Origin of the sequence: Micromonospora sp. NPDC048843 (assembly GCF_040649965.1) — a bacterium.
GTDB lineage: Bacteria > Actinomycetota > Actinomycetes > Mycobacteriales > Micromonosporaceae > Micromonospora > Micromonospora hortensis.
Genome location: NZ_JBEZGJ010000212.1, coordinates 1 through 11002 on the forward strand (window position 1 = coordinate 1; position 11002 = coordinate 11002).

Below are 11002 nucleotides of genomic sequence, written 5' to 3' on the forward strand. Positions count from 1 at the left end.
CCAGGTGTGGTCCCGGTCCGGGCCGGCCTCGTGGAACGAGCCGGCCACCAACCAGATCCCGAGCCGCCTGGCGACCCCGGCGAAGAAGCTGCCCATGCGGGACCCTCCGCGCTGCCGTCGGCGCCACCGTCGTGCTGGCCCGGGGTGGCACCACCGTCGGCGGGACCCTCCGCGCCACCATCGGCGCCACCGTCGTGCTGACCGGGGGTCGCGCCGCCGTCGGCCGGGCCCTCCGCGCCGCCGCCGCCGGAGGTCTGCATGTCGTCATCGTTGAGTGCCATCGGTACTCCCTCGGGTGTGCCGCCCCGCCGTACGCCGGGGTCCGTCGTGCTGCGGGTGGTACCCCACGCGCGATCTTCTCTAACCCTCACCGTAGACGCCGAACCGGGGCGACACGGGCAGTTCGCGAGCGGCGGCGGAGAGTGCCAGGATGGGGTGGTGATACTGGTGGGCACGTCCGGCTGGCAGTACCGGGACTGGCGCGGCCGCTTCTATCCGCAGGGGCTGCCGCAGCGGCTCTGGCTGGAGCACCCTCACCCACATCAAGCGTCTGCGTGACCCGGAGGAGCCGGTGGCCCGGTTCCTCGGCCGCGCCACCGCGCTCGGTGACCGGCTCGGCCCGGTGCTGCTGCAACTGCCACCGAACCTACGGGCGGACGTCGAGGCGCTGGACGCGACGCTGCGACTGTTCCCGGCGCAGGTGCGGGTGGCGGTCGAGCCCCGGCACCCCTCCTGGTGGACCGACGCCACTCGGGCGGTGCTGGAGCGGCGTCGGGCCGCGCTGCGGTCCTGGGTGGGTCGGCTGACCGACGCCTTCGGCGCGGACGAGCCAGCGTACGTCTATTTCAACAACGACCCGGGCGGGGCCGCGATCGTGGACGCCGTGGCGTTCGCCGCGCTGGCCCGGCAGGCCGGGCACCCGGTGCCGCGGGTGCCCGCCGCCGCCGACGACGACTGAACCCGCCCGACGACGGTCGGGCGGGCTCGCGATATCAGGCCGTCACGGCATCATCGTGGCGAGGTCCTTGGGCATGGTGTCCTTCACGTCCTGCCACTCGCCCTGGGTGACGTGGCGGCGCAGCGTGTCCAGCACCACCTGCGTCACCCGCTCCGGGCCACCCTCCGCGTCGTACGGAAAGCCCTGCCGCACCTCGTAGAGGAAGTCGTCACGGTTGAGCTTGATCGGCACGTCGGACGGCACCCAGCCGTCGAAGTAGATGCCCCGCACCAGCACCGGCAACTGCTGGGCGAACTCCACGCTCTCGTCCACCGGCAACCGGTCACGCAGCAGGTGCAGCACCGTGCGCAGGGCCGCGTACGACTGGTTGCGCCGGTCCTTCGGCCAGCCGTACGCGTTCTCGATGTCCTTGAGAATGAGGTTCGTCTTGTCCAGCGAGGACTCGAACGCTGAGATCATCGCGTCAGCCATCGGTCGACCCCCGTTCCGTGGTGTCCCACCGTCGGTCGTCGGCGCGGCGCGGCGGCCCCACCGGGCCACGGCGGGCCCGCACCGGGCTGCCCTGCGGGGCGCGCCGGGCGTTGTCGGCAGTGCCGACCACGTGCAGGACGGCACCACGCCGTCGATCCGTCACCACTCGAGCCGTCATCCCCGTCACCTCCGTGTCGTCTCCGGCGTCGGCCGTCCACCGGACGGCCGTATTCACCGCGTCCACCGTGCCCTCCGAGCGGGTGAGGCGGCCCCACCCTGATCGGGTGAGCGGGCGCGCCGCGCAGCCCGGCCATAATGCGCGGATGTTCTACCGGGACCTCACCACGTACGAGTACCTGGACGACGACGAATTCACCGACCGGGCGTCCGACCTTCGCAGCCTCAGCTTCCGTCCCTGGTACGCGCGGCTGAACGTGGGGTGGCTGGAGGCCGGCAGGCCGTACCGGACAGGGCCGGTCGCGGCTGCCTTCGTCAAGAAGCTGCGCGATGTTCAGGCCGTGCAGTGGATGAACGTCTGTCTGGGGATGCACGAGTGCGACCTGTGCCCGTCCGACGAGATGCACGAGGGGACCGGGGAGATCCGCATCCCGGGGGCACCCGGCGTTGCGTACGCCGCACCGTTCCTGATCAGTCACTACGTCGCGGCGCATCACTACCAGCCGCCTCCGATCTTCGTCGACGCTGTCCTGGCCGTGGACCTCGACGCCTGGGCGGCCGCCCGCTGGCCGGACGTCCCCTTCCCCTGGGTCCCCGACGACGCGGAGCGTCTGGAGATCGAGTAGGCGTCGACACACCGCCGCCGGTCAGCCGGCGTCGAGGAGATTCGCGAGGGTTTTCGCGTTGGTCTGCGCGTAGTCCCGGTAGCAGTTGTTCATGAGCACGTGGGTCTGCCCGGCCTGGTCGGCCAGCTCCCGCAGCTTCGGCGCCCAGTCGGCCAACTCCCGCTTGGAGTAGTGGTAGCCGAACTTCTCGTGGATGTCCTTGCTGGTCCACTTGTCGCTGTGCCCGTGGAAGCGCATGACCGCGAGGTCCGCTGTGGCGGCCAGCACCGGAGGCAGCGACGAGCGGTGGCCCTGCGGCATGTCCACGCAGACGTACGGCAGTTTGTGCTCGCGCAGAAAGGCCAGTGTCTCGGCGGCGTTGTCGCCGTCGAACCAGGAGGCGTGCCGGAACTCGTACACCGGGCGCAGCGGCGCGCAGCGCTTCGCCACCTCCAGCAGGTACTGTTTGTTGGCCCGCTTGATGGTGAACCACGGTGGGAACTGGAACAGCAACGCGCCCAGCTTGCCGGCCTCGACCAGCGGGTCCAGCGCCGACAGGAAGCGCGTCCACACCTCCTCGTACGACTGCGCGGGCAGGTCGTCGGGGTAGACGTTCTTCTTGTCGGTCTCCGGGCGCAGGTCCTTGTAGAGCGCACTGACCCGGGTGGGGTGCCCGGTCAGCAGGCTGAACGCCTTGATGTTGAAGGTGAAGCCGGCCGGGGTGCGTTCGGCCCACAGCCGCGCGGTCGCCTCGGCGGGCGGCGAGTAGTAGGTGGCGTCCACTTCGACCAGCGGGAACTGCTTGGCGTAGTAGGCCAGCCGCTTCTCGGGGGTGTCGGCGGTCTGCGGATACCACCCCGAGTCGAGCAGTGTGCGGTCGGTCCAGGACGCGGTGCCCACGAGGATGTCACCCATTGTGGAAGTCCATCGCGTCGCGGACCGACCGGCAACCGCTGGGGTGGCTCAGGCCGCCCGCCGCTCGCGAGTCTGCTTGCACGTCACACAGGTGGTGGCGGACGGGAAGATCTCCAGCCGCTCCACCGGGATCGCCGCCGAGCAGCCCTCGCACCAGCCGTAGGTGCCCTCCTCCAGCCGGCCGAGGGCGTGCTCGTACTGGGCGCGGCGGTCGAGGATGGTGCGCAACAGGGACTGGGCGGTGTCCCGCTCGGCAGTCTTGGTGCCGCTGTCGGCCTGGTCGTCGCCGGCGGTGTCGCCGACCTCCACCAGCCGCAGCACCTGGCTCTGGAGCACCGCCTGGTCGTACTCCGCGGTCAGCTCGTCGTAGCGCGCCTGGAGCGACTGTCGGATCTGATCGATCTCCGTCTGGGACCGGGCCGTACCGACCGTGTCGTGGACGAGCATCGCTGCCTGCCTTTCCTGGGCCTGTGGCTCAAGGTGAACCGGGTGCCGGCGGCGCGGGGCCCCGGTCACTGTCGCATTCGGTGCGCGAGCGATCACCCGCGCTCTGTGAGCCGGGCGAGTACCCGCCGAATCAGCAGTGCAAACCGACAAATTCTCGGTTGTTGTCAGTCGTTGCCGCCGGGCTCCACGAGCGCCGGTCGGCGGGGGTCGTCGACGCGTACGACCACGTCGGCGAAGCTCGCCGGGACGACCTCCTCGGCGTACCTGTCGAAGGCCGGCAACGCCCACTGCTGGCCCGCTTCGGTGCGCCGGCGCAGCGCCGCCGGAGACGCCTCCAGGTGGACTGTCACGTCGAAGGGCAGGCCGCCGCCGAGCAGCAGCGAACCGCTGACCAGGACGACACCGCCGGGTGCCAGGTCGACGTAGCGGGCGCGGCTGGCCCGGTCGGCGTCAGCGTCCCAGAGCGACGGAAGCAGCCGGCCGCTGCCGCCCGGACCGGCCGGGTCGAGCACTTCCCGGCGCAGCCCGGCCTCGTCGACCCATGCCTCGTAGAAGGAGTCCGGGTTGGTGCGCCCCAACTCGAAGCGCAGCGACGCGGGGCGCAGGAAGTCGGTGGCGCGGACGTGCAGCACCGGGTGACCCTGGGCGCGCAGCGGGTCGACCAGCGCCGCAGCCAGGTCGTCGACGCCGGCGGCGGGGGCGCCGTCCACTGCCACCCGCAGCCGGGCGGGCCCGGCGGCGGCGCTCGCGGCGCCTGTCGCCGCGTCGGCCAGCCGGCCGGTCAGCTCGGTGACGAGCAGGTCGGGCGAGATGGGACGGATGCGCACCGGACCATCCTGCCCCGACCCGGGTACGGCGGTGCCGCCGGTCAGCCGCTGCGGTCGATGGTGACCCGGGCGTCGTCGGCCAGCCGGTAGCCCACGCCGTAGACGGTGGTGACGAGCGGGACGTCCACGCCGACCTTGCCGCGCAGCCGACGCACGTGCACGTCGACGGTACGCACGCCGGCGTGCTCGTAGCCCCAGACGGCGTTGAGCAGTTGCAGCCGGGTGAACACCCGGCGCGGGTGGGCGACCAGGTGCAGCAGCAGGTCGAACTCCAGCCGGGTCAGCGGCAGCGGCTCCTCGTCACGCAGCACCGAGCGCGACGAGGCGAGGATGTGCAGGGCGGGAATGGTCGGGCTGATCGGGCGGGACGGCGACCGGTTGGCGGGTGCCTGGTCGGGGCGGCGTTCGGCCGGGACCGAGCCGATGATCACGCCTTCGCCCCGCTCCAGCATCTCGCGAGCGGCCTCCAACAGCCGGCGCGCCGCCGGGGTCAGCGACTCCTCACAGGCCAGTGGGATGGACAGCGTCACTGTGAGCACGGGCGCGGCGGTGTTCGCCGGGCGACGCTGGCCGCCGGGAGGTCGACCGGGCACCGCGGGTTGGGACGTATGCCATCCGGCACGCGACGAGGCGGGGCTGACCGACATGGTCCTCCTTGGGCTGGTCCGGGTATCTCCCCACGGCCCGGGACGCCGCTTCATCGATGCTTCCCGGCGCCTGGGCGAGGGTCAAGAGGCGGCTGCGTTGCATGAATGTGACAATTGACGAACACATCGGAGCCGAATGCTCGCTCTGCGTACGAGGCCTGATGATTACAGCAGAGTCGTCGAGATGCCCCGTTACGGGGGTCCCCGACCGGTTCACCAGGCGGTCACATCGCCGCCGGACCAGGGCTCAGCTGCTGTGATCCACGCTGATCGGGGCCTCGTCGGCCAGCCGGTAGCCGACGCCGTAGACGGTGGTGACCACCTCCGAGCCGGCCAGCTTGGCACGCAGCCGACGGACGTGCACGTCCACCGTCCGGGCCACCGCGTGCTCGTAGCCCCAGACGCTGGAGAGCAGTTGCAGGCGGGTGAAGACCCGGCGGGGCCGCTCGGCCAGGAAGAGCAGCAGCTCGTACTCGATGCGGGTCAGCGCAATGACCCGGTCGCCCTGGCGGACCATCCGCGAGCCGGCCAGGATGCGGACGTGGTCCGGTGCGGCGGACGGCGCGGCGGGGCGAGGGGTCGGTCGCGGCCCCGACGCGGGCTCCTCCACGGCACGCAGTTGGCCCTCCCCCGACTCGGCCAGCTCGCCGAGCAGCTGCACCAGCCGGGCCAGCCGGGGGCTCAGCGGCCCGGGGACAAGATCGAGGGTGATGGTCAGGGTCGGGCTGGTGCGCGGACGGGCCGGCGGGCGCACGCCGGGGTGGCGGCGCGTGGGGATGGCGACGACGGACATGGTGCCTCCTGAGTGGCGGTACGCGCGCCACGCCGGGTGTGGCGTGACGGTCAGCGGCGCGTCCGGCCGGCGTTGACCGGGGACGCGAGGGGAGAGGGGTGGTGCAGGGGGGTCGGGCCGAGGGCCGGCAGGCCGGCGATCCGCCAGGCCGCGAACCCACCGACCACATCGGTGGCCCGGTGCAGGCCGACGTCCTGCAACGCGGCGGCGGCCAACGACGAGGTGTAGCCCTCCTGGCAGAGGATCACCACCGGAACGTCATAGCCGACGGCCTGCGGCAGCCGGGCCGCGCAGCGTGGGTCGAAGCGCCACTCCAGCACGTTGCGTTCGACGATGAGCGAGCCCGGGACCACGCCGTGCGCCGCCCGTTGCGCGGCCGGGCGGATGTCGACCAGCAGCGCTCCGCTCCGGTACGCCAGGTGCGCCCGCTCCGGGTCCAGCCGGCGCAGCCGGGCCCGCGCGGCGGCCAGGATCTCGTCGATGCCCCGGGAGCCCGGCGGCGGCACTGGGGCGGGACAGTGCTCGGCGGTTATCTGCATTATCGGTTCCTTCCGGTGACAGGGGTTCTCGGTGTGCGCGGCTACCAGGACCGACCGGCCTCGGCGACCTCGGCGACCCGCAGCCGCCCGTCGAGGAGGTGATAGCGGGTCATCCGCAGCAGCGCCGGGCGGTAGACGTGCACGCTGACCGCCGGATCGACGCCTCGGTTGGTCACCCGGTGCACGTGCCGGGGGCCGAAGCGGCGGCCCGCGTCGGCCGGCAGCAGTCGGGGGCGCAGTCGACCGGCGCTGACCGTCTCCTCCGTGAGCGCGCCGCTGACCACCCGGAACGCTCCGGAGGAGCCGCCGTGGTCGTGCAGGTCGGTGCCCTGCCCGGGCAGCCAGCTCAGCGCCCACACCTCGTGTTCGTCGCTGACGGCGAGGCGCGCGTACCAGCGCTCGGCGGGATCGAACCGCAGGGCGACCGGCCAGCCGGCCGGGTCGGCCCATCCGGCGGCAACGGTGAGCAGGTCGGGCTCCGGACGGTGGTGCGTCATGGCGGTTCCTCGCGGGTCGTTCGGCGGGGTGCTCCCGTACTCTAGACGGCAAAGCCTATAGGTTTAGTAGGTAATTTCGTCTAGTGGGACGCAGCTCATCCGCTCGGGTGAATCAGCGCAGCACCGGCGGGTCCGCGCGGTAGCCCGGCAACGAGGGCCAGCGCACTGTCAACACCACCGACGCGCGCTCGGCGAACCAGGAGTGGTCCACCCCACGGGCCCACACCACGTAGTCGCCCGGCGCGGACAGGCGTACCGTCCGGTCCGGCAACTCCACCCGGAAACACCCCTCGACGAGTACGAGCAGAGTGGTGCGCACCTCGCCGGTCGCCCACCGCGACCGAGCCTGCCCGGGGGGATGCACGCCCCACTTCACCTCGACGTCGGTGCTGTGCCGGATCTCCCCCGGCGGCGCGAAGTGCCCGAGCAGCCAACCAGCGTTGGTAGCGCCGTCGACGCCCGCGTTGCCCACGTACACCGTCTCACCCATCGGACCCCTCCCCCAGCGCGCCGGCCGAGCAACCTATCAGGACCGGTGTGGCCAGGGCGCGTCTCCCGGATCTCGTCGAGCCGAGACGGGGCCCCGGCGGCGATCTGGCAAGGCGGCTGGACGTCCGGGCCCGGCGTAGGCCGGCGAAGATCCGGCGGACACGCCCTATCCTGGACCGGTGACCGAGAACCTCGACGCCGAGACGCTGGCGTTCGCGCACCGGATGTTCGACCTGGCCCGAGCCGGCGCCACCGACGAGCTGGCGGCACAGATCGACGCGGGCCTGCCGGTCAACCTCACCAACGACAAGGGCGACACGCTGCTCATCCTGGCCGCGTACCACTCCCACCCGGACACGGTGGCCGCCCTGCTCAGCCGCGGCGCCGACCACACCCGAGCCAACGACCGAGGTCAGACGGCGTTGGCAGCGGCGGTCTTCCGCAGCAGCACCGAAGCGGTCCGCGCGCTCCTCGCCGCCGGCGCGGATCCGGCACACGGCGACCCGTCGGCCGTCGAGACCGCACGCTTCTTCGACCTGCCGGAGATGACAGAGCTGCTGCGCGTCGGCTGACACCGGCACGGTCGGCCGGTATACAGGGTCGGTGGAAGATCCTCTGCCGGAGCAGATGCGGGCCGCCGCGACCGCGCTGCTGACCGCGCTCGACCCCGCCGCCCGCGAGAGCGCCGTGCACTCGTTCGACGACGAGGCGGCACGACGCTGGCTGGAGTACCGGCCCCGACCCCGACCGGGCGTGTGCCTCGCCGAGCTCGACGTCACCGCTCGCAAGGCCGCGCACCGGTTGCTGGCCACCGCGCTCAGCCCCTCGGCGTACGCACAGGCGATGGCGATCATCTCGCTGGAGGAGGTGCTGGACCGGGCCGAGGGCTGGCAGCGCGGGCGACACAGCGGCGACTACTGGGTGGCCGTGTTCGGTGACCCGGCGCGCGACGACCGTTGGGCGTGGCGACTCGAAGGGCACCACCTGTCGGTGAACATGACAGTGGTGGACGGTCAGGTCTCCCCCGCGCCGATCTTCTTCGGCGCCAACCCGGCCGCGGTCCGCTACGCCGGCCGTCCGGTCTCCCGCCCACTCGGAGTCGAGGAGGACCTGGCCCGCGCCCTGCTCGACGCGCTGGGCCCCGCCGAGCGGGCCGCCGCGATCATCGCCGACGAGGCCCCCGCCGACATCATCAGCGCCACCCGTGGGCGGGTCGACGCGCCGCTGGAGCCCCTCGGCGTACCGGCGGAGCGGCTGGGACCGACCGGCCGCGCGCTGCTCGACCAGGTGGTAGCCCTCTACCTCGACCGGCTGCCGCCCGAACTGGCCATCCGGGAGGCGACCCGACTGGACGCCGGCCCGCTGCACTTCGCCTGGGCCGGCCCGACCCACCCCGGGCGGCGGCACTACTACCGGGTGCAGGGCGACGACCTGCTGATCGAGTACGACAACACCACCGCTGACGGCAACCACGCGCACACCGTGCTGCGCCGCCCCGCCAGCGACTTCGGCGCCGACGTCCTAGCAACCCACCACCAAACCCACCCCCACTAATCCCCCGCCCCGCGCCCCCGCCCCGCGCCCTCGCGCCCCGCGCCCTCGCCCCGCCGATCTTGCAGTTTCGGTGGTCGAATTGCCTAGGTAGGCGGCTTTCGCTAGTACCGAAAGTGCAAGATCGACGGGGGCGAGTGGCCGTCAGGGGCGGGTGGCCTCGATGAGGAAGCGTTGGGCGTGGGCGACGAAGGGGCCCTCGTTGGCGATGCGGTGGTGGAGGTCGCGCAGTGGTGCGCGGTAACGGTCGACAGTGAACCCTGGCACCGTCCAGATCACCTTGCGCAGGAACCAGACGACCGCGCCGATGTCGGCGAAGGTCGCCCGCAGCGTGGCCCGACGCAGGTCGACCACCCGCAGGCCGGCAGCTTCGGCGGCGGCGACCGCGTGCTCGGGGTGCCGGTGGGTCGGCGGCGGCAACGGCCCGAGGATCGCCTCACTCAGCTCCCGCATCGTGCCGGCCCCGATCTGCTGCGACAGGAACGTCCCGCCCGGCCGCAGCACCCGCGCCGTCTGAACCCAGTCGGTACGCACCGGATGCCGACTGACCACCAGGTCGAACGAGGCGTCGCGAAACGGCAGCGGCCCGTCCGGCGCGACAGCGACCACCGACGCGCCGACCCGACGCAGGGTCCGGCGGGCGACCTCCACGTTCGGCGGCCACGCCTCGGTCGCCGTCAACAGCTTCGGCGGACGCGGCACCTCGGCGAGCACCTCCCCGCCGCCGGTGTCCACGTCCAGCGCCGCGTCGGCCCGCGCCATCCGGTCGGCAACCAGCCGGACGTACCCCCAGGGTGGACGCTCCTCGGTGGCCCGGCCGGCCAGCCAGCCGAAGCCCCAACCATCGACGGGCGCGGCGGCGGCCTCCGCGATCAGGTTCTCGGCGTCACGCTCAGCGGTCATGGCGGTCAGCCTCGCGGGCGGCCACCCGGCCGGCAACCCATTTGCCGCCGCCCGGCGGGCGTCCGCGGTGGATCTCAGCCGAGGCCGAGCCCGTGCTCCTCGAGGGCGGTCTGGAGGATCCCGAGCGCCTTCGGGCCCATGCCGTGCAGCTTGGCCAGGTCCGCCCGGGGAACGCCCGCGAGCTGGCGCAGCGCGGTGTAGCCGGCGCCGTGCAGGGCCCGGGCGGCGGGCGCGCCGATCTTCGGAAGCGTGTCCAGAGAGGAGGCCATCCGGGGATGGTAGACCGACCAGTCACACGGGTGCCGGCCCCGCGCACCAGCCCCACCAACCAGCCGAGCGCCGGGCCGCGGGTCGAGCGGACCCGCCGGGCGGATCGGGTCACGGCGGGCCGGTCAGGGCGGGCCGGGCAGGGCGAGCCGGGCAGGGCGGGTCGGGCAGGGCGGGCAGGGCGGGCAGGGCGGGCAGGTCGGGCAGGCCGGTCAGGGGCGGGCGATCTCGCCGGTGGAGCCGGCCAGCGCGTCCAGGCCGCCGGCCTCCACGCGGCCGCTGTCGAACTGACGCATCAGCCGTGCGCCCAGGTGCACGCCGACCCCGCCGACGGCCAGCGCGACCAGTTCGGTGACCAGGATCGCGACCGACGCGCCGCGCTGTGGGGAGTGTGACCGGACCAGGCAGGTGAGCAGGAACATGGCGGCCATCACCGCGTTCACGAGGTTGAAGGCGACTGCGGTACGGCGGGTACGGTCGCCCGGCACGTCCCACAGGTCGACCATGCCGGCCACGGCGGTCAGCGCGGCGGCGACGAGGGCGGCGACGCCGGTCCAGTAGCCGACCTCGCCGAGGAACGCGGGCCCCCCGATCACGTCGGTGAGGTCGAAGACGGTGGCGCTGACGAAGAGCCCGAGCGGGAACGTCACCAGCATCGGTTGGATCGGATGCCCCTGCACCCGTAGCCGGCTCTGCATCGGTCCTCCCCCGGGTCGGCGCAGCTCACCTGACCAGAGTGCTACCCGGGGCCGGTTCAGGCGAAACGATGCCGCCCGACTCGCCGCCGGCAGGGAGAACGGGCACCGCAGCCGCCGCGCGGCCCACGCGGCACAGCGGCCCACGCGGCACAGCGGCCCACGCGGCTGTGCCGAGGATTCCGAACAGTTCGAAAAGGACCTGTACGCGGCGATGAACG

The 11002-nt window shown here is 72.8% G+C and carries 17 protein-coding genes and 2 pseudogenes; 4 read left to right on the plus strand and 15 right to left on the minus strand.

The features are described 5' to 3' along the window. Both AB0C20_RS31850 and AB0C20_RS31855 read right to left on the minus strand, forming a co-directional pair. Nucleotides 1–96, minus strand: a pseudogene (locus AB0C20_RS31850) (carbon-nitrogen hydrolase family protein); the annotation flags it as partial. Beyond that, nucleotides 75–281 (minus strand): annotated as a pseudogene (locus AB0C20_RS31855) (hypothetical protein); the annotation flags it as partial. The pseudogenes AB0C20_RS31850 and AB0C20_RS31855, both read right to left, overlap by 22 nt. Before the next feature lie 290 nt (nucleotides 282–571). On the opposite strand from AB0C20_RS31855, the gene AB0C20_RS31860 reads away from it, so the two are divergent. Then, nucleotides 572–958: a DUF72 domain-containing protein gene (locus tag AB0C20_RS31860; protein ID WP_357186740.1), complete on the plus strand. Its 387-nt coding sequence runs from the start codon at nucleotides 572–574 to the stop codon at nucleotides 956–958. A gap of 42 nt (nucleotides 959–1000) precedes the next feature. Here the strand turns inward: AB0C20_RS31860 and AB0C20_RS31865 are convergent, their stop codons facing one another. Continuing rightward, a complete protein-coding gene (locus AB0C20_RS31865) occupies nucleotides 1001–1429 on the minus strand; it encodes a DUF2267 domain-containing protein (protein ID WP_210787445.1) in 429 nt (142 codons plus the stop codon). Further along, nucleotides 1422–1607 carry a hypothetical protein gene (locus AB0C20_RS31870; protein WP_238685875.1) on the minus strand — a complete coding sequence of 62 codons (186 nt, stop codon included), beginning with the start codon at nucleotides 1605–1607 and terminating at the stop codon, nucleotides 1422–1424. Before AB0C20_RS31870 ends, AB0C20_RS31865 begins: the two co-directional genes overlap by 8 nt. A 106-nt stretch (nucleotides 1608–1713) precedes the next feature. On the opposite strand from AB0C20_RS31870, the gene AB0C20_RS31875 reads away from it, so the two are divergent. After that, complete coding sequence (locus AB0C20_RS31875) at nucleotides 1714–2232, plus strand: hypothetical protein (RefSeq protein WP_357569376.1); 519 nt, start codon at nucleotides 1714–1716, stop codon at nucleotides 2230–2232. A gap of 21 nt (nucleotides 2233–2253) precedes the next feature. On the opposite strand, the gene AB0C20_RS31880 is transcribed toward AB0C20_RS31875, so the two are convergent. The 8 genes from AB0C20_RS31880 to AB0C20_RS31915 all read right to left on the minus strand — a co-directional run bounded on the left by AB0C20_RS31880 (nucleotide 2254) and on the right by AB0C20_RS31915 (nucleotide 7366). Further along, entirely contained in the window at nucleotides 2254–3126 is an 873-nt protein-coding gene (locus tag AB0C20_RS31880) for a DUF72 domain-containing protein (RefSeq protein ID WP_357186748.1), read from the minus strand. Between the two features lie 48 nt (nucleotides 3127–3174). Further along, entirely contained in the window at nucleotides 3175–3573 is a 399-nt protein-coding gene (locus tag AB0C20_RS31885) for a TraR/DksA C4-type zinc finger protein (RefSeq protein WP_124823205.1), read from the minus strand. A 164-nt stretch (nucleotides 3574–3737) separates the two neighbouring features. Then, nucleotides 3738–4400 carry a uridine kinase gene (locus AB0C20_RS31890; RefSeq protein WP_357186751.1) on the minus strand — a complete coding sequence of 221 codons (663 nt, stop codon included), beginning with the start codon at nucleotides 4398–4400 and terminating at the stop codon, nucleotides 3738–3740. A gap of 41 nt (nucleotides 4401–4441) precedes the next feature. Further along, nucleotides 4442–5047: a winged helix-turn-helix domain-containing protein gene (locus AB0C20_RS31895; RefSeq protein ID WP_238685878.1), complete on the minus strand. Its 606-nt coding sequence runs from the start codon at nucleotides 5045–5047 to the stop codon at nucleotides 4442–4444. A 247-nt stretch (nucleotides 5048–5294) separates the two neighbouring features. Then, a complete protein-coding gene (locus AB0C20_RS31900) occupies nucleotides 5295–5840 on the minus strand; it encodes a winged helix-turn-helix domain-containing protein (protein WP_357186754.1) in 546 nt (181 codons plus the stop codon). Between the two features lie 50 nt (nucleotides 5841–5890). Continuing rightward, nucleotides 5891–6379 carry a rhodanese-like domain-containing protein gene (locus AB0C20_RS31905; RefSeq protein ID WP_357186757.1) on the minus strand — a complete coding sequence of 163 codons (489 nt, stop codon included), beginning with the start codon at nucleotides 6377–6379 and terminating at the stop codon, nucleotides 5891–5893. A 41-nt stretch (nucleotides 6380–6420) separates the two neighbouring features. Further along, nucleotides 6421–6876, minus strand: a complete 456-nt coding sequence (locus tag AB0C20_RS31910) for a cysteine dioxygenase family protein (RefSeq protein ID WP_357186760.1) — start codon at nucleotides 6874–6876, stop codon at nucleotides 6421–6423. Nucleotides 6877–6988: 112 nt separating this feature from the next. Next, nucleotides 6989–7366: a signal peptidase I gene (locus AB0C20_RS31915; protein ID WP_357186763.1), complete on the minus strand. Its 378-nt coding sequence runs from the start codon at nucleotides 7364–7366 to the stop codon at nucleotides 6989–6991. Between the two features lie 178 nt (nucleotides 7367–7544). On the opposite strand from AB0C20_RS31915, the gene AB0C20_RS31920 reads away from it, so the two are divergent. Continuing rightward, a complete protein-coding gene (locus AB0C20_RS31920; RefSeq protein ID WP_357186766.1) occupies nucleotides 7545–7937 on the plus strand; it encodes an ankyrin repeat domain-containing protein in 393 nt (130 codons plus the stop codon). A 31-nt stretch (nucleotides 7938–7968) separates the two neighbouring features. Next, complete coding sequence (locus tag AB0C20_RS31925; protein ID WP_357186768.1) at nucleotides 7969–8919, plus strand: DUF3500 domain-containing protein; 951 nt, start codon at nucleotides 7969–7971, stop codon at nucleotides 8917–8919. Nucleotides 8920–9060: 141 nt separating this feature from the next. Here AB0C20_RS31925 and AB0C20_RS31930 read toward each other — a convergent pair whose 3' ends face one another. The 3 genes from AB0C20_RS31930 to AB0C20_RS31940 all read right to left on the minus strand — a co-directional run bounded on the left by AB0C20_RS31930 (nucleotide 9061) and on the right by AB0C20_RS31940 (nucleotide 10784). Continuing rightward, nucleotides 9061–9819 carry a class I SAM-dependent methyltransferase gene (locus AB0C20_RS31930; RefSeq protein WP_357569377.1) on the minus strand — a complete coding sequence of 253 codons (759 nt, stop codon included), beginning with the start codon at nucleotides 9817–9819 and terminating at the stop codon, nucleotides 9061–9063. A gap of 74 nt (nucleotides 9820–9893) precedes the next feature. Then, nucleotides 9894–10088, minus strand: coding sequence for a helix-hairpin-helix domain-containing protein (locus AB0C20_RS31935; RefSeq protein WP_357569378.1), 195 nt, complete (start codon nucleotides 10086–10088; stop codon nucleotides 9894–9896). Between the two features lie 210 nt (nucleotides 10089–10298). Continuing rightward, on the minus strand, nucleotides 10299–10784 hold the full coding sequence (locus AB0C20_RS31940; protein WP_357569379.1) for a DUF2231 domain-containing protein: 486 nt from the start codon (nucleotides 10782–10784) through the stop codon (nucleotides 10299–10301). Nucleotides 10785–11002 lie beyond the last annotated feature (218 nt).

What these genes read in the sequence shown, in the direction of transcription:
- AB0C20_RS31865 (WP_210787445.1), bottom strand. Translation starts at nt 1,429, where the DNA reads ATGGCTGACGCGATGATCTCAGCGTTCGAGTCCTCGCTGGACAAGACG.
- AB0C20_RS31870 (WP_238685875.1), bottom strand. Translation starts at nt 1,607, where the DNA reads ATGACGGCTCGAGTGGTGACGGATCGACGGCGTGGTGCCGTCCTGCAC.
- AB0C20_RS31880 (WP_357186748.1), bottom strand. Translation starts at nt 3,126, where the DNA reads ATGGGTGACATCCTCGTGGGCACCGCGTCCTGGACCGACCGCACACTG.
- AB0C20_RS31885 (WP_124823205.1), bottom strand. Translation starts at nt 3,573, where the DNA reads ATGCTCGTCCACGACACGGTCGGTACGGCCCGGTCCCAGACGGAGATC.
- AB0C20_RS31895 (WP_238685878.1), bottom strand. Translation starts at nt 5,047, where the DNA reads ATGTCGGTCAGCCCCGCCTCGTCGCGTGCCGGATGGCATACGTCCCAA.
- AB0C20_RS31900 (WP_357186754.1), bottom strand. Translation starts at nt 5,840, where the DNA reads ATGTCCGTCGTCGCCATCCCCACGCGCCGCCACCCCGGCGTGCGCCCG.
- AB0C20_RS31905 (WP_357186757.1), bottom strand. Translation starts at nt 6,379, where the DNA reads ATGCAGATAACCGCCGAGCACTGTCCCGCCCCAGTGCCGCCGCCGGGC.
- AB0C20_RS31910 (WP_357186760.1), bottom strand. Translation starts at nt 6,876, where the DNA reads ATGACGCACCACCGTCCGGAGCCCGACCTGCTCACCGTTGCCGCCGGA.
- AB0C20_RS31915 (WP_357186763.1), bottom strand. Translation starts at nt 7,366, where the DNA reads ATGGGTGAGACGGTGTACGTGGGCAACGCGGGCGTCGACGGCGCTACC.
- AB0C20_RS31930 (WP_357569377.1), bottom strand. Translation starts at nt 9,819, where the DNA reads ATGACCGCTGAGCGTGACGCCGAGAACCTGATCGCGGAGGCCGCCGCC.
- AB0C20_RS31935 (WP_357569378.1), bottom strand. Translation starts at nt 10,088, where the DNA reads ATGGCCTCCTCTCTGGACACGCTTCCGAAGATCGGCGCGCCCGCCGCC.
- AB0C20_RS31940 (WP_357569379.1), bottom strand. Translation starts at nt 10,784, where the DNA reads ATGCAGAGCCGGCTACGGGTGCAGGGGCATCCGATCCAACCGATGCTG.